Source organism: Nonomuraea sp. NPDC050451 (genome assembly GCF_044458585.1).
This window is the reverse complement of record NZ_JBITHZ010000034.1, coordinates 1-21834: the sequence shown is the minus strand read 5'-3', so window position 1 is coordinate 21834 and position 21834 is coordinate 1. Positions and strand designations below refer to the sequence as shown.

The following is a 21834-nucleotide window of genomic DNA, read 5'->3' as shown; positions in this document are numbered from 1 at the left end:
CGCGTGGACGACTGGCCTCGGCTCCCGAACGTGTCCCGCCCGGAAACACGGTTTCATGCTGTGAGCTGGGGTTTTGCTGGCGCGATCAGATCTGCGACTGCGACCGCCGCAAGGTGTTGTCGCTGGTCTGCCGGTTGGTGAGGTGCCTGTTCGCCCTGCTGACGGTGCCGGTCCGATCTGATCGGTCCAAGGACGTTTAACTGCTGGTACTCCGTCACGAGAACCAGGCCCTCCGCCGCCTGTGGGCGGAAGTATTCCCGGTCACCCCGGCGACGATCTTGCGCTGGCACCGCTCCTTGGTAGCGCGTAAATGGACCTTCACGGACAGACGGCGCCCGGGACGGCCCGGCACCCGCCGGCCGGTCGAGGCACTGATTGTGCGGATGGCGCGGGAGAATCCGACCTGGGGACATAGAGGAATCCAAGGCGAATTGGCGCGCCTGGGTTACACGATCGCCGCTTCCACGGTGTGGAAGATCCTGCACACCGCCGGTATCGATCCGGCGCCCCGGCCGGGCCGACCTGGCGGCAGTTCCTGACCGCTCAAGCCCAGGCGATCATCGCCTGTGACTTCCTCATAGTCGAGACGATGCTGCTCAAACGGCTGTATGTACTGGTCGTCATCGAGCACGGCACCCGGCGACTGCACCTGGCCGGAGTGACCGCACACGCGACCGGAGCATGGACCACGCAGCAAGCCCGCAACCTGTGTGCGCTGGTGAGGGCGTTCCTCAAGTCCGGGGTCATGACGGCCCTTGGCGAAGCGGAAGAGACATTGCGGGAACACCCCAGGGCGGGATTCTCTCCCCGCCGCTGGCCAACATCGCCCTGTCACCTGAAGGAGGTCACGATCCCGATCGGCCACACCGGCGTGGTCGTCACGCTGGACGGTGCCGAGGGCGCGGCCATGGGCGAGCCCGTCGAGGGGCACAGCAGCTTCCGCAAGCCGTGGGAGTTCCTGGCCCGCGGCGGCACCAGGGGCGTGCAGGAGGAGACCCTGAAGGAGGGCGCGCTCCTCGCCCTGAACCCGTGGTTCGTCCGGGTCGTGCTCATGCCGACCCGGGTGATGATCCTCGAGTGGCGCGACAAGAGCGACTCGGAGCGGCAACTACGACGCCGAGCTCGACCGCATCGTCCTGAACGTGCAGGGCTACCGGCTGCAGGTGGACATGAACCAGACGCTGCGCATCCCGGAGACGGCCGCGCCCACGCTGGTCAGCGAGTTCGGCGGCACGGGCAACTCGCCGCTCGGCGGGGTGTACGACGATCCCCGTCCCGTGCAGCGCTTCGTGGAGCGGGTGCTCGGCTCGACCGTGGCGGGCTACTTCAACGGCATGGCCATGGCGGGGACGATCGACGAGTTCCTCAGGCGCTACGCCGAGACCCGCACCGCCTTCGCCGCCAAGGTCCGCAGCGCGCTGGAGGAGTGGGGCGTCGAGGCGCTGCAGACCAACCTCGGCGCCGTCGAGGCCGAGGACCCCAGCTCAACGCCCTGCTCCAGGAGGCGGCCGACGAGGAGCTGCGCGGCAGGCGGATGCACATCACCCACAGCCTCCTCACGGTCGAGGAGCAGATCGACGAGGCCAGGGCCCGCGCGGAGCGCCGCCGCGTGAACGCCGACAAGCAGATCGACGTCGAGTTGCTGGGGCCGGCCCGGCACACGCTGATCCAGCTGGCGAAGGCCATCTCCAGCATGGACGGTCCGGACATCGTGACCGGCGGCGACGGGGACCACCTGCAGCTGATGGTGCTGCGTGACATGCTCAGCCGGCTGCGCGACATGAAGCCGGACAAGGAGCTGGAGCAGGGCGAATGATCCCGGAGTGGATCGGGGCGGTCGCCGGGGTCGTCGCGATCGTGCCGTTGCTCGCGGCGGGGCTGACCAGGCCCCCCGCCGGACTCCCCGCCGGGCCCGGCGGGCCCGGCGGGGAGCGGTACGACCTGTTCCTCTCCTACGTCGACGCGGGCCGCGGCCAGGCGGCTGCTGACCGCGCACGGCCTGACCGTCTTCTTCGCCGAGTGGTCGGTCGGGCCGGGGGTCGTCGAGCTGATCGCCAAGGGCGAGGCCATCGAGGGGGCGGCGCACGGGGCGCTGCTGTTCAGCCGGAACTCGGTCGGCGACGCCGGGCTGATGGACGCCTACGCGGCGCTGCTGACCCAGGTCTACAACGGCTCGGCGGGCCGCGTCGTCCCGGTGCGCCTGGACGACGCGGAGCTGCCGCCGTTCGCCGAGATCCGCCGGCCGATCGACCTGCGCCGCGGCTGCGACGCGGAGGTGGCCAAGCTCGCCGCGGCCGTCGCACAGAAGCGGTAGCCCGTCGGTCCCGGGGCCCGCCGCCGTGCGACGGCGGGCCGCCGCCCCCTGGAGGCCGCCGCCCCCTGGAGGCCGCCGCCCCCTGGAGGCCGCCGTCCCCTGAGGGCCGCCGTCTCCTGAGGGCGGTCGTCTCCTAGAGGCGGTCGAGGATCTCGCGCAGCTGGGCGACCTCGGCCTGCTGGGCGGTCTCGATGGTCTTCGCCAGCTCCTTGGCCTCGGCGTTGGAGCCCTGCGCCTGCTCGGTACGCGCCATCTGGATCGCGCCGTTGTGATGGGCGATCATCAGCTCGGCGAACTGCCGGTCGAACGCGCCGCCCTTGGCCGCCTCCAGCTTCTTCATGTCGTCCTCGGACATCATGCCGGGCATGTCATGGCCCATCCCGTGGTCCATGCCGCCGGACGGCATCGGCTTGCCCCAGGCCGTGAGCCAGCCCTTCATGGTCTGGATCTCCGGGTCCTGAGCGGCCTTGATCTTCGCGGCCAGCTCCTTGACCTCCTTGTCGGCGGCCCGGCCGGCGGCCAGGTCGGCCATCTCGACCGCCTGCTCGTGATGCGGGATCATCATCTGCGCGAACATCACGTCCGCGTCGTTGAACTCCGCCGCGGGCGAGGCGCTCGCCGACGTCGCGGCGGGCGCGCTGCTGGACATGCCGGCCATGTCCGGCCCCATCGAGCCGCTGTCGGCGCCGCCGCAGCCGGCGACCAGCGCGAGCACGGCTCCGGCCGCCGCGGTGGCAGCGGAGATCCTGATATTTGTGAACATGGTGTTTTCCTTCGGTGATGGATGTACGCAGGCCGTCATCGCGGACCGGCCTTTCCGACCGTCCGCCGATATTTCGGCCTATATGCGCATCACCGAGAGCGCTGCGGGGCTCGGCGCCAGGCGGCGCGGCGGCGCTCTGGCCGCCGTACGCGCCGGGGACCCCCAACCGCCCATCCCCGCATGCCAGTACAGTGTGGCGGCCCAGACGACCGCGCCCAGAAGTGCGATGACCGATGTGAGCACGGCCAGGCACACGTCGCTCGGGTCGAACCCGACCGCGTCCCGCGAGCAGATCGCAGGCTCACTTCGGTCCATCTCGAATGCCGTCACGGGAGAAGCGTGAACGTGCGAGCCTTGAACGACGGCGACACCATGATGAGAGGCGAGATGCCCGAGCGTGTGCATGCCGGCCACGCCGAACGCGATCAGCAGGGGCAGCAGCCAGGGGAGGCCGGGCAGGAGCAACCGCCGTGCCATGCGCTCCCTCCTCACACCTGCCGACGTTAGTACTCATGCCAGGATATCCAGCGACATCACTGCTCATCCGGACAACCAAGCAACTATTGGTCATAGTAGTAGATGCCCCAGCACGATGAGCCTCCCGTTGAACGCCGAAGGCGCGCCGCGCGTATCTCCTCTTGGACCGGCGTGACCGTCCCCTAGCACAGGTAGTACCCGCCGTTCCGGATCGTCGATTGCCGCAAACAGGCCAGACAGCCCTTTCACTTCTGTACTATTTCGCCCCAGGTTCTGGAGATTTACGAGGAGGCGTCGTAGTGGCCGTCCCGACAAGGCTTGGACGAACAGCGGCGGCCGCGGCCCTGTCCGTGGTCGCGCTGGTCGCCACGTCCGGCACCGCCGTGGCCGAGCCGTCGCCGGCCAAGGCCAGGGCCAAGCTGGTGAAGCTGAACGAGCAGGCCGACCAGGTCGTCGAGCGCTACAACCAGGCCACCGAAGCGTACAAGAAGGCCAAGAAGAAGTACGACGCCCTCAACACCGAGCTCCGCCTCAAGGACGCCCGAGCCGGCGCCCTGCGCGACGACCTCGTCCGGCTGGCCGTCAACGACTACCAGTTCGGCCCGCTCAGAGGATGGGAGCGCTTCACCGGCCAGGCCGACCCCCAGGCGATCCTGAACAGCATGGCGTCCTTCCAGGAGATGGCCGAGTCCCGGGCGGCCAAGGTCCGTGCCTACGAGGCGGCCACCAAGGAGCTGCGCGATCGGCGCAACGACGCCAAGACCACCCTGGGCGAGGCCGACGCCGCGCGCGACAAGGTACGCGACGAGAAGTCCAAGATCGAGAAGCTGATCGCCGAGCAGACCAAGCTGCTGCGCAGGCTGGGCGCCTTCAAGACCGGCGACCCCAACAGCGCCGGCATCAAGTACACCGGCCCGGCCTCCGGCAACGCCCGCATGGCGCTGCAGTTCGCCTTCGCCCAGGTGGGCAAGCCGTACCGGTTCGGCGGCACCGGACCGGGCTCCTACGACTGCTCCGGCCTGACCCAGGCCGCCTGGCGGCAGGCTGGGGTCGAGCTGCCCCGTACGACCTGGACCCAGTGGAGCTGGGGCGCCGCCCGCCGCGTCCCGCTGAACGCGTTGCAGCCCGGCGACCTGCTCTTCAGCAAGGGGCTGGGGCACATGGGCATGTACGCCGGCAACGGCAAGATGGTCCACGCGCCGCAGACCGGGGACGTCATCAAGGTCGTCGATCTGGACGACTACTGGCGCACCCGCCTGCTCGGCGCGGTCCGCCCCTGACCGGGGCCTCTACGTGCTCCGGTGAGCCCGGCCGATGAGGTGCGCGAGGGCGGGGACGATCGGCTGCGGCGCGAAGGCGAACCGCTCGACCTCGTCCACGGCGAACCCCGCCCGCCGGATCGCGGCGAGCGTGTCGCGGTTGGGACTGCACCCTCCGGCCATCCGCCGCCACAAGGGGCTGATCGCGTCTTCGAGCAGGCCGAGTGCCGGGTTGGACGATCGTACGTGCTCGTAGAAGCGCAGCTCCCCGCCCGGCCTGAGCACCCGGGCGATCTCGGCCAGCGCCGCCGGCGGCGAGGGCACGCTGCACAGCACGAGCGAGACCACCGCGGCGTCGAAGGCGTGCTCCTCGCCCGGCAGGGCCTCGGCGTGCCCGGCCACGACCCGCACGGGCACGGGCGCCGAGGCGGCCTCGGCCTCGGCGAAGCGGCGCAGGGTGTCCTCCGGTTCGACCGCGACGACTTCGCTGACCGTCTTGGGATAGTGGGCGAAGTTGCGGCCGTTGCCGGCGCCGATCTCGATCACCCGGCCCTCGAGCCCGTCCAGGAGCCGTTTGCGGTGCTCCCGCCCGCCGCGCAGGTCCGCGGCGGCGGAGGCCTCGACGTACATGCGGGCCAGGCGGGGATGCTGGAATCCGGACAGGTCAGTCACGACGATCACCTCTGTTCAGGGGCTGACGTCTTCCAGACTGGCTCATGACGGACGGAGACGGCGTCGGCGTGCGTGCCGTCGCCTGGACGACGGCACGCACGGTTCGTCATTTCTCGCAGCGGACGGGGTAGGTGGTCTGCGCCGTCGGCTTGTTGTGGTTCAGGATCTCGATCTTGACCGTGCCGTCGGTCCTGGCCGGCCGGCTCCAGCTGAACGCCTGGACGCCGAGGATCCCGCTCTCCGGGACCTTGAGGGTGATGGTCCGCCCGGCCTGGCCGTCGATGACCCAGTGGTAGCTGATCTCCGTGCCGACCGGCGCCTTGAACTCGCCGAAGGCCGTCAGGGACGGGTCGGCGACGCAGTTCCCGTAGTAGCCGACCGACTCGATCTCGGTGATCTGCACCGTGCCCGGCGACGGGTCGGGCTGCGTGCACGTCCAGGTGTAGGGCTCCTGCTTGGCGGGCTTGTTGTGGTTCAGGATCTCCAGGCGGACCACGCCGGAGCCGCTGGACCTGGTGTTGCTGTACCAGAAGTCGCCGATCTTGGCCCGTACGCCGGGTTTGAGGGTTTCGGTCCTGAGCGTGCCCGGCTTGCCGTCGACGACCAGGCGGTACTTGATGTCCGCCTCTCGGTCCGTCACGACCATGGCGTCCGCCCGCAGGCTGAACAAGCCGTCGCACTGGCCGGTGAAGTGGGGCGTCAGCATGTACTCGAAGGTCAGCTTGGCGTCGCCGCCCTCGTCGGCGCAGGTGAAGGAGAACTCGCGCTCGGCCGGCTCGGCGGGGCCGCCGTCGGCCGCGAGGCCGAGCGTGTGGGTGCCGTTCCGGCCGGAGTCGAGGCTCCAGGTGGCGGACACCTCACGGGTGCGGGGCTGGTCGCCGGCGGGGAAGTCGACGGTCTGCGGCGCCCACTTGACGCCATCGAGGATCCACCAGTACGTGACCTTGCGCGCCGGGCCGGCCTGGAGCGAGATGCGGCCGGTGGCCTGGTACGGGACAGGCTCCAGGCAGCTGCCCTCGTAGTCGCCGGGGGTGACGTCGACGATCTGCGGCACCGGCTTCTGCGCAGGCGGCTCCGACGTCGGGGTCGTCGTGGGGGTCACCGTCGGAGTGGGCGTCGGCGTGGTGGGCGGCGGTGTCGTCGGCGTGGTGGAGCAGGTCACCTGGTAGGTGGCGCGGCCGGAGTCGTGGCCGCCGGCGTTGAGGATGCGGATGGCCTTCCAGCCGCCGGTGGAGCTGCCCACGGACAGCGGCAGCGTCACCTGCCGGGTACGGGGCCCGCCCGCCGCGAAGTAGAGCGACTCGGGCCGGCCCTCCCCCGCGCTGCTGTCGATCCACTGGTAGTCGACCTTGGCGGGCGTGCGCGACACCTGCACGGTGCCCGTGAACAACACCGTCGTGGGGCAGGCGCCGCGGTAGGTCGCCGGGCGCGCCTCGACGTCGGCCGCGGCGACCAGCGGCCTGCCGGGCTCGGCGGGCAGCGGGTGGGCGCCGTCCCACACCTCGACCGGGCCCGCGCACGCGACGCTGAAGCGGCTCTTGGCCGACAGCCCCTTCCTGCCGAGGATCTCCACGGCCTGCCAGCCGGAGGTGGTCCGGTCGAACGTCTGGCGGTCCCTCACGACCACCTTGCGCGAGCCGTTGACGCGGAAGCTCTTGATGGCGCCCTTGCTGCCGTCACCGCGCACCCAGCGGTAACGCACGGTTCCCCGGCCCTTGGCCGCGACCACGGCGGAGAAGCCGACCGTGGTGGGGCAGGCGCCGGACTGCTTGGCGGGGCTCGCCTTGACCTTGGCCACGGCCGTCCTGACCGCGGGGGCGGCCGTCCTGACCGCGGGGCCGGCGAGCGCTGGAGGGGCGGCCAGCAGGCTGCTGAGCAGCACGGCACCCAGCAGCAACGCTGTCCTTCTCATCGGGGGTCCCTTTCTTTCCACAGAAGAGGGACCATGCTCCCCGGCCCGTCTTGGGGATCACTTGGACCTCTCTTGTAACTCCCGCCACAAGCGCCGCCAAGGATCGGTCAGAATGTCCCAGTACGGCGGTGCCGTCGGATGAGGAGGCGTGTGGACGAGAGCGTGTCGCTGGCCCAGCTTGCCCGTCGGCTGGAGGAGGTGGTGGGTGAGCTGCGCGGCATCCCCGTCGACGTCGAGCGGGTGGAGGACGACGAGCTCGTCCGGAAGCAGATCGCGCAGGCCGTCCGCACGGCCGGCGAACTGCGCGCCATGCACCCGGTGGGCTCGACGGAGCGCGGCCGCGAGGAGCAGAAGAGTCGGCTGCGCGTGCTCGACGCCCTGCGGCGCGGCATGACGATGCGCACGATCGTCCACGCGAGCGTCCTGGACCACCCTCGCAAGGCGGCCCGGATCAGGGAGCTGCACGCCGCCGGCGACCTGCACCGGGTCATCGACGAGCAGATCCAGCAACTGCTCGTCTTCGACCGCGCGGTGGCGTTCGTCCGGATCACGCCCGTCCCGCACTCGCCGGGGGCTCTGGTGATCAGGCAGCAGAGCCTGATCACCACCCTCATCGACCTGTTCGAGGGGACCTGGGCCAAGGCCAGGGAGGTCACCGAGCCCACGCACCGGCTGACCCGGCGGGAGCGCGAGGTGCTCGCGCTGATCGCCGAGGGGCGCTCCAACAGCGCCGTCGCCCGCGCCCTGTCGATCACCGAGGCGGCCGTCGGCAAGCACGTGGCCGGCGTGTTCACCAAGCTCGAACTGCCCGCGACCGCCGACGACAACCGGCGGGTGCTGGCCGTGCTCGCCTACCTGCGCGGCACGGCGGGGTAGGGCCAGGACTACCCCGTCCTCGCCCCAGCCCTCCTGCGGACGGGATCCGGCACGCACTTCAATGAACGTCATGCAACGTATGACTGGATTGCTGGTCGGCGCGGTCTTCGGCGCGGTCTTCGTCGTCGTCAACGCGCAGAGCCCGCTGAACACCTTGACCGTGAACCTCCTGCGGGCGGCCGCCTGCCTGGCGGCCGCGAGCGTGGTCGCCATGTGGTTCGTCACGGCCCGGAGGCAGCACGCCGGCGGCGCGGGCCCGCGGCGGAACATGTTCGGCCGCGGCTATCTGATCGTCGTCGCCGCCGAGGCGCTCCTGCTCTTCGGCGGGCTCCGGGTGCTGGCCGCCTGGGGACTTCCGGCGCAGGCCAACGTGGCCTGGGTCGCGTTCGTGGTGGGCGTGCACTTCATCGCCCTGGCGCCGATCTGGAAGGACCGGGGCATCGCCATACCCGGTGCGGTCCTCACCCTGCTCGGCGTCGCCGGCCTGCTCCTCGCCCCGACCGGCGCGGTCGGCTGGGTGCCGCTCGTCAGCGGCGTGCTGTCCGGAGTGGCGCTCCTGACCGGCGCCGTAACTTTCGGCTGGCGAACGGTGACGGCTCGAACAGCTTAGCCCGCACAATGCCGCGCCTTTATGGAAAGTGTGCTGATCCGTGCGGATGCCTGCCATTCCGTGCGAGCCCTTGCGCCCCGGGTACCGGGGAAATCAAATGGGGTTCGCGACCGGGCGAATAAAGCCGCGTCGGTCCTCACGCAGAAAGGAGGTGTCGGAGAATGGCATTCGCCAAGCACACCGCTGCCACACTGCTGGGCCTGAACAAGGGTCGGATGGGCGGCCGCTACCCCTGGGCTGACTTCTAAAGAACGGGCGCCCGCTCCCCGAGCGGGCGAATACCCCAGGTGAATGACCGCGCTTTCCGCGCCGGTGCGAGCCACCGGCGCGTGCCGGCGTGGGCCGCGCGGACGCTGGCCCGTCGGCAACTCCTACGACTACGACCGGGACCGGATCGGCTTCCTCCGGCGCTGCCAGGCCGAGTACGGCGACATCTTCACCTTCAGCCCGGCCACCGTCTTCGTGGCGGACCCCGAGCTGATCGGCGAGCTGTTCAAGAAGTCGAACGAGCTCTATCTCACCGAGGAGTCGCTGTTCCCGGCCCGGCATTCCGACCAGGAGGTGAGCGACCACCTGGACGGCTGGATGCGGGCCCGGGGCCGCGCCTGGCACGGCATGACCAGGAACGTCGTCAGGTCTCACGGGCACCGGGTGACGGACCTGCTCGACGAACGCCTCGCGTCGCTCGCCGGCCGGGCCTTCCACGTGGTGCCGTTCATGCGGAGCTACAGCGCCAAGCTCTCGGCGATGTTCTGTTTCGGCCTGGACAACGAGGCCGTCTTCGATGCCGCGGAGCAGCGTTCGGGGCTGGCGCTGCCGTTCATGGACTCGAGCCTGACCTTCCCGAGCTGGCTGCCGCTGCCGTCCATCAAACGGGTGCAGCGGGCCGAGGCGCGGGTGAACGCGGCCATCACCGAGAAGTTCCGGCAGCGTAAGGCCGCGCCGCACGAAACGCCGGATGACCTCATCGACCTGCTGCTCGCCGACGACCCCGACATGCCCTCGGAGGACGAGGCCATCAATTTCCTGACGTCCATGATCCTCGCGTCGTTCGGCTCGCCCGGGGCGACGATGGCGTGGGTGATCCGGGAGATGGCCCGGCGGCCGGAGGTGCGCGAGCGGCTGCGTGACGAGGCGCTGGCCGTCATCGCCGACTCCGGCGGGCTCGTCAACGAGCGGAGCCTGCCGTACGCCGACGCCGTGACGAAGGAGGTCATGCGGCTCTTTCCGCCGACCTGGCTCATGGGGCGCAAGGTGCGCAAGACCTGCACGTTCGGCGGCTACACCCTGCGGCCCGGCATGGACGTGCGCTTCAGCCCGTACCTCATCCACCGCGACCCCCGCTACTGGCCGGACGCGGAGGAGTTCCGCCCCGAACGGTGGCTCGAACCCACGCAGCAGCCCCGGTTCACCTACTTCCCGTTCGGCGCCGGGCCGCGGGTGTGCCTCGGCATGCACCTGGGCATCTACCAGGCCATCGTGGGGACCGCGCACATCGCGGCCCACTACGACATCGAGGGGCTGGACCTGCACGACTCCGACGCCGTCGCCGGTCCGGTGCTGGAGCCGCTGGCGCTGCGGGTCAGGATGAGGCGCACCCACGCGGGACGGACCGTGGTGGGGGCATGACGGCGCCGGCCGGCCGCTTCCGAGACGCCCTGGCCATCGGCGAGTTCCGCGCGATCTTCGCCGCGCACATCGTGTCGATGACCGGGAGCGTCCTGGCCCAGCTGGCCCTAACCGTGCTGGTCTACGTGCGGTCCGACTCGCCGCTGCTGGCCGCGGTGACGTTCGCGCTGCCGATGCTGCCGCAGCTGGTCGCGGGGACGTTGCTGTCGGCGCTGGTGGACCGGGTGCCGAACCGGCGGCTGCTGGTCGGCTGCAACCTGATCTCGGCGGTGCCGGCGGCGGCGATGGCGGCGCCCGGCGCGCCGACGGCGGCGCTGCTGGCGCTCGGGTTCGCGCTGGGGCTGATCCGGCCGGTGTTCGGCGGCGCGCGGGCCGCCACGATGCCGCAGGTGCTGCCGGGCGACGCGTACGTGCCGGGGCGCAGCCTGATGCGGGTGGTGGCGCAGGTCGCGCAGATCGGCGGCTTCGCGGTGAGCGTCATCGCGCTGACCCTGGTCTCGCCCGGCACGCTGCTGCTGGCCGACGCCGTGTCCTTCGGCCTGTCCGCCGCGCTGCTGCGGTTCGGCACGCGGGAGCGCCCGGCGGCCGCGGGCTCCGGGCAGTCGCTGGTGCGCGACTCGCTGTCGGGGATCGGCCGGCTCATGGCGGTCCGGCCGCTGCGGCGGCTGCTGGTGTTCGCCTGGGTGGTGCCCGCGTTCGCGGTCGCGCCCGAGGCGCTGGCGGTGCCGTACGCCGGGGAGCTGTCGGCGAACGACACCGTGGGCGCCGGCCTGCTCCTGACCGCGCTGCCGCTGGGCACGGTGGCCGGCGAGTTCGCGGGGAACTGGACGCTGTCCGCCGGGCGGCAGGTCAGACTGATGGCGGCGCTGGCCGCGCTGTGCTTCGCACCCCTGCTCGCCTTCGCGTTCCGGCCGCCGATCCCGGTGGCGGCGGGGGTGCTGTTCGTCGCGGGGCTGGGCGCCTCCTTCCAGCTCGGCCTGGACCGCATGTCCTGGACGCCGCGCCGAAGGAGCTGCTGGCGCGGGCCCTGAGCATGCGGGCCTCGTGGATGATGTTCTTCCAGGGGCTCGGGTTCGCCGTGGCGGGGCTGGCCGCCGAGTTCGCGCCGACCACGGCCGTGATCACGGGCGCGGCGCTGTGCGGGCTGCTGGCCGCCGGGGCGTTCGCGCTCTCAGGCGTTCAGCCTCGGTACGTTGCGCTCGCGGATCAGGCTCTCGGCCAGGATTCGCAGGGCGAGCGGTGAGCCTCCGGCCTCGACGACGTACCGGCGGCACGCCTCCCGGTCCCGGTGCGCGAACTCGACGTTGAGCGCGGCCGACAGCACCCGGAACGCGTCGTGGTCGCTCAGCGCGCTCAGCTCCATCGGCAGCGCGCCCTCCCGGATCACCAGGTCGCTCAGGTACGCCCGCGCGCTCACGACGACCGTGCACGTGGGCGAGCCAGGCAGGAGCGGGCGCACCTGCCGTACCGACCGGGCGTTGTCCAGCACGACCAGCATCAGCTTGCCGGCCAGGACGCTGCGGTACAGGCAGGATGCCTCCTCCTCGTCGTCGGGCACCACCCGCAGCCCCAGCGCCCGCAGAAACCTGACGATCACCGGATGTGCCCCAGCATTTCCCGATAAATCCGCGTAAAGGTGGCCGTCGGGGAACCGCGCCGCCGACCGGTGCGCCCACTGGACGACCAGCGCCGACTTGCCGATCCCCGGCGGCCCGGTCACGAGGATGAGCGGGCCGGCCGCCGGGTCGTCGTACGGCCGCCGCGACCACTCCTCCAGCTGGGCCAGCTGCGGGTCCCGCCCGGCGAACCCGCGGATCGGGCGCGGCAGCTGGCGCGGCACCGGCAGCGCCGGATCGGGCCGGATCGGGGCGAGAGCCCCCTCCTCCCCCGCCGCCAGCGCCCGCCAGGCCCGGCGCCACCGCCGCACCTGCCCGGCCGCGTACCGCTGCTGGCCGCAGGACATCAGGCAGGCCCGTACGAACGCCTCCACCAGGGCCAGCCGCGGCAGGCCGCGCGGGCTGTGACCACGTAGCACCGCCGAGACCGTCGTCTCCGGGAGTACGTCGACCCAGGTGCCGTCCGCGAGCTCCACCGAGCCGCCGAGGATGCGGAGCCGGCGGAGCGACGGCTGCCCCGACCACCGGCGCAGCGCCACCAGGCGCTGTAACAGCTGCTCCGCGGCCGCGCAGCCCTCGGGACCCGGAATTTCGTGGTCCGGGTCTTCCGGGTAAACGGCGTTACCGGGCGTGGGCGCGCGCATTACGGCCGACTGATAACGTCGTGGAGAATGCGCGTAAATGTGGCCCCGGCGTGATTCGCATGAGCATTTTGTCCCCCGACGGTCACGACTTATGCCGGAGGCCGATGTCCGGAATTTGACGCCTCCGTTTCTTACTCCCGAGCGGCCGAGTTCGGCCCGGAATTACGCGGCGACCCGGAAATGATACGCGTCCATGCGGCCACTCTCCGTATATCGCCCGGCGAATTCCACGGACGCCCACAGGGGAGCGCGCCAGGCGGCCCGCCCCGCCGCGGTGCCCACCCTTGTGCGGCGGCGCCCGGCCTCCTGCGCGCCGCCGGAAGGAACCCCGCCGCTACCGCCACTGACCTGCTCATGGCTACGGTCCTTGCCAGCGGAGGCTCGACCGCTTCAATCGTGAGCGGAACCGTTCTCCAGCAGCTCGGTCGCCGACCGGGGTCGCTCGGTGGGGGCCACGGCGTGCTGGGGTTGCATAGTTTGATCGCGGGCGCGGCGATAGGGTCCCGGCTGTGAACGATATTGCCGGTGGGGTTGAAGTTGAACGGGTCTCAGCTGGTTCGCAAGACGCGTCGGCGCCGTCCGTCGTGATGATGTGTGGGATCGCGGGGTCAGGCAAGTCGACCTATGCACAGGCGTTGGAGCGACGCGGCTATGTCCGGCTGTCGATCGATGAAGCGATCTGGGCGCAATTCGGGCGTGACGGCGCCGAGTTCGACCCGGCAGAGTACGAGAACCACAAGGCGGCTGCCGAGGAAACCTTGAAGAGGCGGCTCGTGGACCTGATGGGAGCCGGCCGGCCGGTGGTCTTGGACTACAGTTTCTGGCGCCGGGCGACTCGCGACCGCTACAAGGCCTTGATCGAGAGCCATGGGTGTCAGTGGGAGCTGATCTATCTCAAGGCGAGCCCTGAGACGCTGCGTCAGCGGCTCGCCGTACGCAACAAGCTGCACGGGGCCAACTCTGTGACCGTGTCCGAGGATCTTCTCAACAGGTACCTTGCCGGTTTCGAGGAGCCCGTCGGCGAAGGGGAGCTCACAATTCCGCAGGACTGAAGACACACCCCCCAGGCCAGGAGCCCAGGGTTCCGGGCGTTTCCAGGGCTTGAGCGCACTGGTTGAGCAGCTCGACGAGGGCCCGGCCCGGAGATCCACTCCCGGTTGTCGCCCCTGGGTCGGCGTCGCCGCCGACCCCGACCGGCTGTGCGGGCGGCTCACCGGTCGTCCTCCCTGATCGACATGCTCGTCGCCGACCTCGACTCGATGGCCACGATCGGGTGAACGGACGGTCGGGGCCGACGCGGAGAGGTGCCGTTCACGGTGCGGCGGGCAGCGGGGTGGGGTGCTTGGCCCAGTAGAAGCTGATGTTGCGTGCGGTGCTGCCGTAGAAGCTCTCCTCGATCGCGCGCACTCGGCGGGTTCGCACTACCCGCGTGAATTCGGCGTCGAGGAGCACTTTGACGTCGTCAACCCCCTCCTCGGACCAGGCGGCGGCTGCACTGATCCGGCACGTTCGGTTCTGCCCTGTCCAGGTACGGTCGCGGCCGCCGTCGGCCGCGACCGTACGCGGAGGTCGATCTTCTACTTCTTGATGGGCGTGCCGGTGACCAGCGGCAGCGAGATCGAGGTGCCGGCCAGGTCGATGGTGACCTTGGCCCCGGTGCCGGGTTCGACGTCGTCCTCGGTGCCGGTGCCGTCCACGTTGGAGTTGAAGTCGTCGTTGGTTCCGGTCAGGACCAGGCCGAGCCGGTGTCCGGCCTTGAACTCGTAGTCCTGCGGCAGCATCTTCCAGGTGATCTGGTACGGCTTGCCGGGCGTCAGCGGTGCCTGGCGGCTGAGCGACTTGTGGTTCTGCGCGTCCAGGATTCCGCGGGTGACCACGTTGAAGCCGGAGGTCGCCGTGTTGTCGCCGGCCCGGAGGTAGCAGCCGTCGTCGTCGGCCGTGCTCTGGCCGACGCAGGTTTCGCCGCCGATGAACTTGAGGCCTTGCGCGCGGCCCTGGCCGGTTTCGCGGTAGTTGATGCGGGTGTCGGTGCCGTAGTCGACGAGCAGGACGCCCAGGTTGGCGGTCGGCTTGTCGAGCTTGAGGCGCAGGCTCGCCGTCGGCGTTCCGGACACCCTTATCGCGTTCTTCAGGGGTGGGGTCAGGTAGGCCAGCCGGTGGGGGTTGGCGGTGGCGGGGTCGGCGGCCATCGCGACCTCGGTCTGGGCGGTGTCGAGGTAGCTGCCGGTGCCGGTCGAGGGCTTGGCGCCCAGGGAGCCGTCCTGCTGCGGCCTGAAGGTCACCTTCTGTGTCGGTGCCGGCCAGTCGGCCTGGGTGATCCAGCGGTCCGGGCCGAGCTGCACGTCGACGCGCGGCCGGCTCATGATGTCGTTGGCCACGCCCATCAGTTCGTGGTCGAACCACTGGTGCAGGGTGTCCACCCACACGTCACGGCGGGCCCAGAACGGCTCGAGATGCCCGTACTGGGTCACCCATATCTTGCGCTGGATGTTGGAGGGCAGCAGGGCCCACCACTCGGGGATCTGGCTGCTCACCACGTTGCGGTCCTGCATGCCCATCACCGCGAAGACGCTGGCGCGGATGTTGCGCGCCTTGGAGATCGACCCGTTCCGGTAGTTGCGCTCGTGCCAGTAGGCGTTGTAGTTGCCGGTGGCGTCGTCGGAGTCTTCGCGCAGCTTCTGGCGCACCGCCGCGCATTTCTGCGCCGGATCCTTGTCGACCCGCTCGGACTGCCAGGCCGCCGCGTCCTTGAACCAGGTCAGGACGCCGTTGATGCGCGAGTTCTCGTATCCGCTGGTGTAGCCGGCGATGTTCACGATCGTCTCCAGCCCCTGCACGCCGGTGCCGGCGACGGCGGCGCCGAGCGCCCCTTCGTAGGAGTGGCCGATCATCCCGGTGCGTCCGGTGGTCCAGGTGGCCTTGACCGGTGCGCCCTGGTCGTCGTAGGCGGCCGCCCGGCCGTTCAGCCAGTCGACGACCGCCTTGCCGCCCAGCACGTCGGCGGCGCCGTAGGAGGTCGGGCAGCCCTCCGACAGCCTGGTGCCGATCATGTCGACGGACACGAACGCGTACCCGCGGGGCACGAAGTAGTTGTCGTACCACATCGGGAACTTCGTCACGTTCCCGTCCGCGTCGTAGCTCTTCTTCTCGACCTCGTAGCCGACGCCCGGCTCGTCGTAGTACGGGGTTTCCTGCATGATCACCGGGACCTTGAGCCCGGCGGCGGACTCCTTCGGCCGGATGATGTCCACCCGGATCAGGTCCTTCTTGCCGTCGCCGTCACTGTCGAGCGGCGCCTGCACCCGGACGTGTTCACGGATGGCGTCGGTGTAGGAGAAGGCGGGCTGCGTCACCCCATCGGAGAGCTTGATCTTCGGCTCGGCCGTCGCGGACGCGGCGGGAGCACCGGCGACCACGAACGCGGTCGTGAGGGTGACTGCGGCGAGAGACCTTCGCCGTTGCGGGGTTAACATGTGCATCCCTTCTAGGGTCGGTTGTTGTCATGGGTGCAGCCATCGCGGGCGCCATGTGGCGGTTCCGCTTGTCGGCGCGGGTGCACTGGCCAGGTCAGCGGGATCAGCGCCGGCCGGCGGAGCACGCGCAGGTGGCGGCGAGAGCGCCGCCGGACAGCGGCGAGATCGTCGTGGCGCGGACGAACGGTGACGGAGCGACCGGCGGTGGCCGTGGTGCGGCGCGAGCGCAGCGAGCGGCCGGTGCAGTGGCCGGTGCAGTGGCCGGTGCAGTGGCCGGTGCAGTGGCCGGTGCAGTGGCCGGTGAAGAACGCTTGGCGCTGCAGGTTTCGACCTGACGTCGCCGGCAACGGGACCGGGTGCCCAGCCGGGCAGGTCACGGTGCTGTCAGCGGCGTCGATGGCAAGGCGTCAAGGGCCGAACCCCGCCGGGCACGGCCCTGCCTGACCCGCCTTCGCCGTCGCGTCACCGGGTCCGGGCAGGACCCCTGTGACAAGCGGTGAGCTGCGCGGGTCGACACCCCGTCAAGCGGCGCCGAGGGCTTCGGTGATCTTGCGGGTCATGTCCGCCACGGTGGGGCTGGGCCGGCCCTGGTGGGTCCGGGCGGCTGCTTCGACGGCAACCAGGACGGTGCGGCGGAAGTTGTCGGCCTCTGCCGAATCGTGCTCCTTGAGCAGGCTCACGGCTGCGGTCAGGGCCGGCAGCACCTGGTCGGCGATGGCGGCCACCGACTTGCTGTCCAGCTTCATGTCCTTGGGATACTCGGCGAGCACGTGCCCGACCAGCCCGGTGGCGGAGGACAAGGCGATGGAGCCCTCGGTGGCGGCCTTGTGGGGCTTGCCGGCGGCATCGGCGGCGGACAGCAGCGTGACGGCGCCGTAGGCGGCGGTGCGCAGGGTGAGCTTGTCCTGGTCGGTCAGCGTGATGGACATGGTGGTGTGCTCCTTTGACTTTGTTGTGACGTTCAGTCGAAGTGGCGGATGGTGAAATGCGTCCCGGTGGTGCCCAGGGCGTTTCGATGGCTGAGGCCGGGCCAGGCCCAACGGTTCGGCCGCCAGGAGCCGGCCGTTGGGTTGAGGCCCGGGCACACCGGGGTGCGGGCTCGGTGTCAGTTGTCGATCGCCTGGTAGAGCGTGGTCCAGAAGTCGTGCATCAGCCGTATCGAATGCGGGGCGGACGCCCCGACCTGGGTGAGCAGGATGCCGGTGAGCTGGTTGGCCGGGTCGGCGTAGGTCGAGGTGCCGCTCCCGCCGTCCCAGCCGAACTGGCCGATGGGTGCGTAGTCACTGCGGTGGGTGCGTACCGCCATCCCGAAGCCCCAGCCGCCGTGCTGGCCCTGACCGAACGACACATGGACGTTGTCGACGGCCATGGCGTGCCGGGCGGCCTGCTGCTCGGGCGTCAGGCGGTTGGTGGTCATCAGCTCGACGGCGGGCCGCGACAGGATCCGCTCGCTGCCGTGCATCCCGCCGTTCAGCAGCATCCGGAAGTAGGCGTGGTAGTCGTCGGCGGTGGAGACCAGCCCGCCCCCGCCGCCCTGGAACGCCGGAGGCGTGCTCCACCGTCCGCCCGCGGGCTCGTCCCACACGTGGAACTCGCCGGTCTGCGGGTCGGGCGCATACAGGGTCGGCAGCCGGTCGATCTGGTCGGCGGGCACGTGGAAGCCGGTGTCGGTCATGCCGAGGGGCTCGAAGATGCGCTCGCGCAGGAACGCCTCGAACGACCCGCCGGTGACCCGGGCGACGAGCACGCTGAGGACATCGTGGCTGATCTGGTACTGCCAGCGCTCGCCGGGCTGGTACATCAGCGGCAGCTCGCTCAGGCGGCGCATCCACTCATCCGGCCCGGGCATCGGCTCCGGCAGGTTGGGCGTGAGCCCCTGCTCGAAGACCGCGCCCATGATCGGGGTGCCCAGCGACGTCATGTCCATGCCGAGCCCGAACGTGGAGGTCAGCAGGTCCCGTACGGTGATCGGCCGCCGCGCCGGCACGGTGTCGTCCAGCGGGCTGTCGATCCGCTTCAGCACCTGCCGGTCGGCCAGCTCGGGCAGCCACGGATCCACCGGGTCGTCCAGCCGCAGCCGGCACTCATCCAGCAGCACCATCGCCGCCGCCATCGCGACCGGCTTGGACGTGGAGGCCATCCGGAAGATCGTGTCCCGGCTCATCGGCGCGCCACCGTCACGTCGCATCGTCCCGATCGTCTCGACGTGCGTCTCATCGCCCCGGCTGACCAGGGCGACGATTCCAGGAATCTCCCCGGAATCGACATGCCGCGCCAGCACCTCACGCAGTCTGTACAGCCCGGCCTTGGACAAGCCGCTGTTGCTCTGTCCCATCATGAATCTCCTTGACTGAAGTGTTCGATCTTTGCGAGACCCGTCCCGATGTGGCGCTCATGGGCTTCCATGAGCGACGCGCAAGGGCCGGGGGTGAGCTCGGCGTGGCCCGGTTCGCAACCCGCAGACCGCGATCGCTGAACCGTTCATGCAGCAACCATCGCCGACCGCTCTGATACCGGGCCGTTGCCGTCCTGACGCCGCCGCTGACACGACACCGCATGGTCGACGGCGAGCTGATGGTCATGCCCGGCTGCACCAGCGGTCGAGGGCGGCGTGGGCGGGCTGCCACTGGGTGTCGTAGGCGGTGCGGGCGGGCTCCGGCAGGGTGGCGAGCATGCTCGCGGTGGTCTGCGGGTCGGCGTTCTCCAGCAACCACGGCAGCAGCCGGGGCGCGTCGGCGCCGACCCGCTGGCCGTGGATCTGGTCGAAGGCCGCCCACTGCCTTGCGGTGAGAGCTCGCCGGATGAGCGGAATCACCGCGTCCTCCTCATGCTTGAGATGCCCGCGCAAGCCCGTGACCAGGGAGTCGGTGAGGTCCCCGAGCCGGAACGGGTCGACGTCGGGGTCGGGGTCAGCGAGCAGCTCGTTGACCGTCGCGATGAGCTGGTCGATGGCTGCGTGTTCGGCCTCCATCGCCTCCAGCAGCACCAGGCCGTCCGGCCGGTCGGCCAACTGCCGGCGCAGCGCAGGCCAGAGCAGGTCGTCCTCGGCACTGTGATGGATGCGTACGGATCGCGTGAACAGCTGCCAGCCGATCGCCGTGCGCAGGATGCGCCTGAGATCGTCGTCGATTCGGACGGTGACGCGGGCGATGTGCTCCAGTTCCCGGCGCAGGGCACGATGCATGGCGTACATCGCCGTCATGTCCAAGGGCATGGTCAGGTCCCGGTCCGGCCCACGCCCGTGCCGCGGCCGTTGGTCGGGCCGGTGCGCCGCCCGGCGATCTCTTGCCGCTCGTGGGACATGCAGCCCTGGTTGACGGCCCTGAAGAGGGCCCTGATGCCTTTCATCCCGTCGGGAGGGACAAAGGCGGGGTTCGTCATGTGCGCTCGCATGATGCTGTTTCTCCGGGATGAGGCATCGGGAAAGACACGTGAGTCCGAGAGTTGGCGGCTCACGCGGACGGTTCCGGTCGATCTCCACCTTGCTGAGGCGCCGCGACTCGATCAACGCCGACTTCGAGCACACAGCGATAACCCGCGGGTTATCACAACGCGAGGACGTCGAACTCCTCGTCTGGCTGCCCGTCTCACCCGCTGATGCGAAGGCGCTTCATCATCTTTATCCTTCGTATGCCGTCGGGCGATGGGCCGGCTGAGCTACAGATCGGGGCAGGCGTGGAGATACGTGATATCGAGATCTTTCTCACCCTGGCCGAAGAGCTCCACTTCGGCCGGGCCGCCGAGCGGCTGCACGTCTCCCAGGCGCGGGTCAGCCAGGCCATCAACCAGCAGGAACGCCGCCTGGGCGGCGCGCTGTTCGACCGCGCCAACCGCCGCCAGATCCGCCTCACCCCGCTCGGCCGCCAACTCCGCGACGACCTGCGACCGGTCTACGCGGGCCTGCGCGACAGCCTCGAACGCGCCCACCTGGCGGCCCGCGGCATCACCCACGTCCTGCGCGTCGGCATGCTCCCTATCAACGTCCAAGATTTGCGCCCCTACTGGGACACCTTCCGCTCCCGCCACCCGCAGTGGAAGCTGCAGATCCAGCACGCCTCCTTCCTCGATCCGTTCGCCGGGTTGCGCCGTGGCGACCTCGACATGCTGGTCTGCTGGCTGCCGGTCGAAGAACCCGACCTAACGGTGAGCCCCGTCCTGTTCGCCGACCCGCGGGTGGTGGCCGTGGCCACCGACCACGAACTCACCCGACTCACCACGGTCTCGCTGGACATGGTCGCCGACTTCCAGCACGCGAACCCCCCAACGTGGACGGACAACTGGGCCGACGGCTACATCCCGTCCCACACCCGCTCGGGGCGGCGGATCGAACGCGGCCCTTTGGTACACAACACGGAGGAGGCTCTCACCCTGGCCAGCACCGGGGACCTCGTCAGCCTCTTCCCCGCCCACATGAGGCGCTATTGGAGCCGGCCCGACATCGCCTACCTGTCCGTCACTGACATCGACGCCCTGCCGTACGCACTGGTGTGGCGTACCGAGACCGAGAACGACCCTATCCGGGCCTTCGCCCGAGTCGCCGCCGACATCGGCACCCTTGCCATCTGAGCCGCGCATCCTGGGCACGTCGCCTTGGTCGCGCATGCCGAGGAGCGCCCCGTCCCGCATGGGTGGCATTACCGCTGGCGGAGCCCTGCGAAGATGTACGCGACCTGTTATCACGTACATGAGCGATCACGGCGCCGCGGCGACCAGGAGAACCCCTCGCCCGAGCGGTGCGCGACTCCGGCACGTTATCCGGTACATCTCCCAGGCCGGTGCAGCGACCGCCGCCCGGCGGCCGACATGAGCGCCACACCGAAGATCACCGCCCTTCGCGGCGGGCACGTCACGCTCGCCGCGGCCGCCGACGCCTTCCTCGCCACCCGGCGCACATCCAACCTCAACACCCACCGCGCCTACGCCTCAGCCGTCGACCGCGTCATCGCTCTGCTCGGCCGTGACCGGCCGCTCGCCGAAGTCAGTGACGCCGAGATCGGCGCCGCGCTCGCCGACCTGTAGGGCCGATGCGCCCGGCGACCTGGAACCGCAACCGCGCCGCCATCACCTCCTGGCTCACCTGGTGCCACACCAAGAAGCACTGGGCCGCCCCGACGGTCCCGGCCGACGCCGAACGCAGCAAGGAAAGCGCCACGAAGCCCGCGCGGTCGCCAAGACCGCCATCCACCGGCTGCTGTCCCGCAGAATTGCCATGCCGCCAGGGACGAGATTGCCCACTTCAACAAGATCCCTTCGCCTCTCTCCTCCAGGAGCAGGGGCGGAGCGTGCTGCTGCGGGTGCAACCGACTCGACTGGTCCGGCAGAGCTCGCGGCCTCATCGACGAGTTACCTTCAACGACCTCACGACCGCCGACCAGATACCAAAACCCCACTCGCCTCCGGTCAAAGACGCAGGCATTCGTCGACTCAGAACATTGTGGGCAGAACCCAGTCGACCTCACCCATCCACCGGCGCGGCAGTCGCGGCCGGCCTACTTGCCTAATCCCCGAGTAAGGACGGTCTGGCCAGACGAGAAACGGGCGGGCTGTTCGAGCGCCGGGAACATTCAGGCCGTAAGGCCTTTCCGTAGA

General features: G+C 70.1%; 24 protein-coding genes and 1 pseudogene. 13 read left to right on the top strand and 12 right to left on the bottom strand.

What is annotated here, in order from left to right; translation table 11 throughout:
- Positions 1-278: 278 nt before the first annotated feature.
- Positions 279-422: pseudogene (locus ACIBI9_RS52885) on the top strand (hypothetical protein); the annotation flags it as partial.
- 23 nt (positions 423-445) lie between these two features.
- Here the strand turns inward: ACIBI9_RS52885 and ACIBI9_RS52880 are convergent.
- The gene (locus tag ACIBI9_RS52880; RefSeq protein WP_397235134.1) at positions 446-631 is read right to left on the bottom strand and encodes a hypothetical protein; all 186 of its coding nucleotides are present in this window, start codon (positions 629-631) and stop codon (positions 446-448) included.
- Between the two features lie 200 nt (positions 632-831).
- Positions 832-1053, bottom strand: coding sequence for a hypothetical protein (locus tag ACIBI9_RS52875; RefSeq protein ID WP_397235035.1), 222 nt, complete (start codon positions 1051-1053; stop codon positions 832-834).
- 89 nt (positions 1054-1142) lie between these two features.
- Between ACIBI9_RS52875 and ACIBI9_RS52870 the strand changes: the two genes are divergently transcribed.
- From ACIBI9_RS52870 to ACIBI9_RS52860, 3 genes are all read left to right on the top strand, one after another.
- Entirely contained in the window at positions 1143-1613 is a 471-nt protein-coding gene (locus ACIBI9_RS52870) for an SPFH domain-containing protein (protein WP_397235034.1), read from the top strand.
- The gene (locus ACIBI9_RS52865) at positions 1610-1816 is read left to right on the top strand and encodes a hypothetical protein (protein WP_397235033.1); all 207 of its coding nucleotides are present in this window, start codon (positions 1610-1612) and stop codon (positions 1814-1816) included. The genes ACIBI9_RS52870 and ACIBI9_RS52865 overlap by 4 nt, the downstream gene beginning before the upstream one ends.
- A gap of 165 nt (positions 1817-1981) precedes the next feature.
- Complete coding sequence (locus tag ACIBI9_RS52860) at positions 1982-2314, top strand: toll/interleukin-1 receptor domain-containing protein (RefSeq protein WP_397235130.1); 333 nt, start codon at positions 1982-1984, stop codon at positions 2312-2314.
- A 133-nt stretch (positions 2315-2447) separates the two neighbouring features.
- On the opposite strand, the gene ACIBI9_RS52855 is transcribed toward ACIBI9_RS52860, so the two are convergent.
- Together ACIBI9_RS52855 and ACIBI9_RS52850 are read right to left on the bottom strand one after the other, a co-directional pair.
- Positions 2448-3077 (bottom strand): DUF305 domain-containing protein, encoded by a 630-nt coding sequence (locus ACIBI9_RS52855; protein WP_397235032.1) that lies wholly within the window; start codon positions 3075-3077, stop codon positions 2448-2450.
- Positions 3078-3155: 78 nt separating this feature from the next.
- A complete protein-coding gene (locus ACIBI9_RS52850) occupies positions 3156-3554 on the bottom strand; it encodes a hypothetical protein (RefSeq protein ID WP_397235031.1) in 399 nt (132 codons plus the stop codon).
- A gap of 299 nt (positions 3555-3853) precedes the next feature.
- Here ACIBI9_RS52850 and ACIBI9_RS52845 point away from each other — a divergent pair, with 299 nt between their 5' ends.
- Complete coding sequence (locus tag ACIBI9_RS52845) at positions 3854-4834, top strand: NlpC/P60 family protein (RefSeq protein WP_397235030.1); 981 nt, start codon at positions 3854-3856, stop codon at positions 4832-4834.
- Positions 4835-4843: 9 nt separating this feature from the next.
- On the opposite strand, the gene ACIBI9_RS52840 is transcribed toward ACIBI9_RS52845, so the two are convergent.
- The gene (locus tag ACIBI9_RS52840; protein ID WP_397235029.1) at positions 4844-5485 is read right to left on the bottom strand and encodes a class I SAM-dependent methyltransferase; all 642 of its coding nucleotides are present in this window, start codon (positions 5483-5485) and stop codon (positions 4844-4846) included.
- A 106-nt stretch (positions 5486-5591) separates the two neighbouring features.
- Positions 5592-7397 carry a hypothetical protein gene (locus tag ACIBI9_RS52835; RefSeq protein ID WP_397235028.1) on the bottom strand — a complete coding sequence of 602 codons (1806 nt, stop codon included), beginning with the start codon at positions 7395-7397 and terminating at the stop codon, positions 5592-5594.
- A 138-nt stretch (positions 7398-7535) separates the two neighbouring features.
- On the opposite strand from ACIBI9_RS52835, the gene ACIBI9_RS52830 reads away from it, so the two are divergent.
- The 5 genes from ACIBI9_RS52830 (at position 7536) to ACIBI9_RS52810 (ending at position 11755) form a co-directional block, all read left to right on the top strand.
- Positions 7536-8273, top strand: a complete 738-nt coding sequence (locus tag ACIBI9_RS52830) for a LuxR C-terminal-related transcriptional regulator (protein ID WP_397235027.1) — start codon at positions 7536-7538, stop codon at positions 8271-8273.
- Positions 8274-8343: 70 nt separating this feature from the next.
- Positions 8344-8883 (top strand): hypothetical protein, encoded by a 540-nt coding sequence (locus ACIBI9_RS52825; RefSeq protein WP_397235026.1) that lies wholly within the window; start codon positions 8344-8346, stop codon positions 8881-8883.
- A gap of 291 nt (positions 8884-9174) precedes the next feature.
- The gene (locus tag ACIBI9_RS52820; protein ID WP_397235025.1) at positions 9175-10512 is read left to right on the top strand and encodes a cytochrome P450; all 1338 of its coding nucleotides are present in this window, start codon (positions 9175-9177) and stop codon (positions 10510-10512) included.
- Positions 10509-11543 carry an MFS transporter gene (locus tag ACIBI9_RS52815; RefSeq protein WP_397235024.1) on the top strand — a complete coding sequence of 345 codons (1035 nt, stop codon included), beginning with the start codon at positions 10509-10511 and terminating at the stop codon, positions 11541-11543. The genes ACIBI9_RS52820 and ACIBI9_RS52815 overlap by 4 nt, the downstream gene beginning before the upstream one ends.
- Positions 11544-11545: 2 nt before the next feature.
- A complete protein-coding gene (locus ACIBI9_RS52810; protein WP_397235023.1) occupies positions 11546-11755 on the top strand; it encodes a hypothetical protein in 210 nt (69 codons plus the stop codon).
- Here the strand turns inward: ACIBI9_RS52810 and ACIBI9_RS52805 are convergent.
- Positions 11684-12772, bottom strand: a complete 1089-nt coding sequence (locus ACIBI9_RS52805; RefSeq protein ID WP_397235022.1) for an AAA family ATPase — start codon at positions 12770-12772, stop codon at positions 11684-11686. The two genes, ACIBI9_RS52810 and ACIBI9_RS52805, sit on opposite strands and share 72 nt — an antisense overlap.
- Positions 12773-13281: 509 nt before the next feature.
- On the opposite strand from ACIBI9_RS52805, the gene ACIBI9_RS52800 reads away from it, so the two are divergent.
- Positions 13282-13824 carry an AAA family ATPase gene (locus tag ACIBI9_RS52800; RefSeq protein ID WP_397235021.1) on the top strand — a complete coding sequence of 181 codons (543 nt, stop codon included), beginning with the start codon at positions 13282-13284 and terminating at the stop codon, positions 13822-13824.
- Between the two features lie 525 nt (positions 13825-14349).
- Here the strand turns inward: ACIBI9_RS52800 and ACIBI9_RS52795 are convergent.
- From ACIBI9_RS52795 to ACIBI9_RS52775, 5 genes are all read right to left on the bottom strand, one after another.
- The gene (locus tag ACIBI9_RS52795; RefSeq protein ID WP_397235020.1) at positions 14350-16251 is read right to left on the bottom strand and encodes a CocE/NonD family hydrolase; all 1902 of its coding nucleotides are present in this window, start codon (positions 16249-16251) and stop codon (positions 14350-14352) included.
- A 515-nt stretch (positions 16252-16766) separates the two neighbouring features.
- On the bottom strand, positions 16767-17174 hold the full coding sequence (locus ACIBI9_RS52790) for a hypothetical protein (RefSeq protein ID WP_397235019.1): 408 nt from the start codon (positions 17172-17174) through the stop codon (positions 16767-16769).
- Positions 17175-17350: 176 nt separating this feature from the next.
- Entirely contained in the window at positions 17351-18580 is a 1230-nt protein-coding gene (locus ACIBI9_RS52785; protein WP_397235129.1) for a serine hydrolase domain-containing protein, read from the bottom strand.
- Positions 18581-18823: 243 nt separating this feature from the next.
- The gene (locus ACIBI9_RS52780; protein ID WP_397235018.1) at positions 18824-19459 is read right to left on the bottom strand and encodes a hemerythrin domain-containing protein; all 636 of its coding nucleotides are present in this window, start codon (positions 19457-19459) and stop codon (positions 18824-18826) included.
- Positions 19460-19461: 2 nt separating this feature from the next.
- Positions 19462-19626, bottom strand: a complete 165-nt coding sequence (locus ACIBI9_RS52775; protein WP_397235016.1) for a hypothetical protein — start codon at positions 19624-19626, stop codon at positions 19462-19464.
- A 294-nt stretch (positions 19627-19920) separates the two neighbouring features.
- On the opposite strand from ACIBI9_RS52775, the gene ACIBI9_RS52770 reads away from it, so the two are divergent.
- Together ACIBI9_RS52770 and ACIBI9_RS52765 are read left to right on the top strand one after the other, a co-directional pair.
- The gene (locus ACIBI9_RS52770) at positions 19921-20811 is read left to right on the top strand and encodes a LysR family transcriptional regulator (protein ID WP_397235014.1); all 891 of its coding nucleotides are present in this window, start codon (positions 19921-19923) and stop codon (positions 20809-20811) included.
- Positions 20812-21048: 237 nt separating this feature from the next.
- On the top strand, positions 21049-21264 hold the full coding sequence (locus ACIBI9_RS52765; protein ID WP_397235012.1) for a hypothetical protein: 216 nt from the start codon (positions 21049-21051) through the stop codon (positions 21262-21264).
- Positions 21265-21834 lie beyond the last annotated feature (570 nt).

What these genes read in the sequence shown, in the direction of transcription:
- ACIBI9_RS52875 (WP_397235035.1), bottom strand. Translation starts at nt 1,053, where the DNA reads ATGAGCACGACCCGGACGAACCACGGGTTCAGGGCGAGGAGCGCGCCC.
- ACIBI9_RS52820 (WP_397235025.1), top strand. Translation starts at nt 9,175, where the DNA reads ATGACCGCGCTTTCCGCGCCGGTGCGAGCCACCGGCGCGTGCCGGCGT.
- ACIBI9_RS52775 (WP_397235016.1), bottom strand. Translation starts at nt 19,626, where the DNA reads ATGACGAACCCCGCCTTTGTCCCTCCCGACGGGATGAAAGGCATCAGG.
- ACIBI9_RS52830 (WP_397235027.1), top strand. Translation starts at nt 7,536, where the DNA reads ATGAGGAGGCGTGTGGACGAGAGCGTGTCGCTGGCCCAGCTTGCCCGT.
- ACIBI9_RS52825 (WP_397235026.1), top strand. Translation starts at nt 8,344, where the DNA reads ATGCAACGTATGACTGGATTGCTGGTCGGCGCGGTCTTCGGCGCGGTC.
- ACIBI9_RS52785 (WP_397235129.1), bottom strand. Translation starts at nt 18,580, where the DNA reads ATGGGACAGAGCAACAGCGGCTTGTCCAAGGCCGGGCTGTACAGACTG.
- ACIBI9_RS52810 (WP_397235023.1), top strand. Translation starts at nt 11,546, where the DNA reads ATGCGGGCCTCGTGGATGATGTTCTTCCAGGGGCTCGGGTTCGCCGTG.
- ACIBI9_RS52780 (WP_397235018.1), bottom strand. Translation starts at nt 19,459, where the DNA reads ATGCCCTTGGACATGACGGCGATGTACGCCATGCATCGTGCCCTGCGC.
- ACIBI9_RS52805 (WP_397235022.1), bottom strand. Translation starts at nt 12,772, where the DNA reads ATGCGCGCGCCCACGCCCGGTAACGCCGTTTACCCGGAAGACCCGGAC.
- ACIBI9_RS52850 (WP_397235031.1), bottom strand. Translation starts at nt 3,554, where the DNA reads ATGGCACGGCGGTTGCTCCTGCCCGGCCTCCCCTGGCTGCTGCCCCTG.
- ACIBI9_RS52765 (WP_397235012.1), top strand. Translation starts at nt 21,049, where the DNA reads ATGAGCGCCACACCGAAGATCACCGCCCTTCGCGGCGGGCACGTCACG.
- ACIBI9_RS52790 (WP_397235019.1), bottom strand. Translation starts at nt 17,174, where the DNA reads ATGTCCATCACGCTGACCGACCAGGACAAGCTCACCCTGCGCACCGCC.
- ACIBI9_RS52855 (WP_397235032.1), bottom strand. Translation starts at nt 3,077, where the DNA reads ATGTTCACAAATATCAGGATCTCCGCTGCCACCGCGGCGGCCGGAGCC.
- ACIBI9_RS52795 (WP_397235020.1), bottom strand. Translation starts at nt 16,251, where the DNA reads ATGCACATGTTAACCCCGCAACGGCGAAGGTCTCTCGCCGCAGTCACC.
- ACIBI9_RS52835 (WP_397235028.1), bottom strand. Translation starts at nt 7,397, where the DNA reads ATGAGAAGGACAGCGTTGCTGCTGGGTGCCGTGCTGCTCAGCAGCCTG.
- ACIBI9_RS52815 (WP_397235024.1), top strand. Translation starts at nt 10,509, where the DNA reads ATGACGGCGCCGGCCGGCCGCTTCCGAGACGCCCTGGCCATCGGCGAG.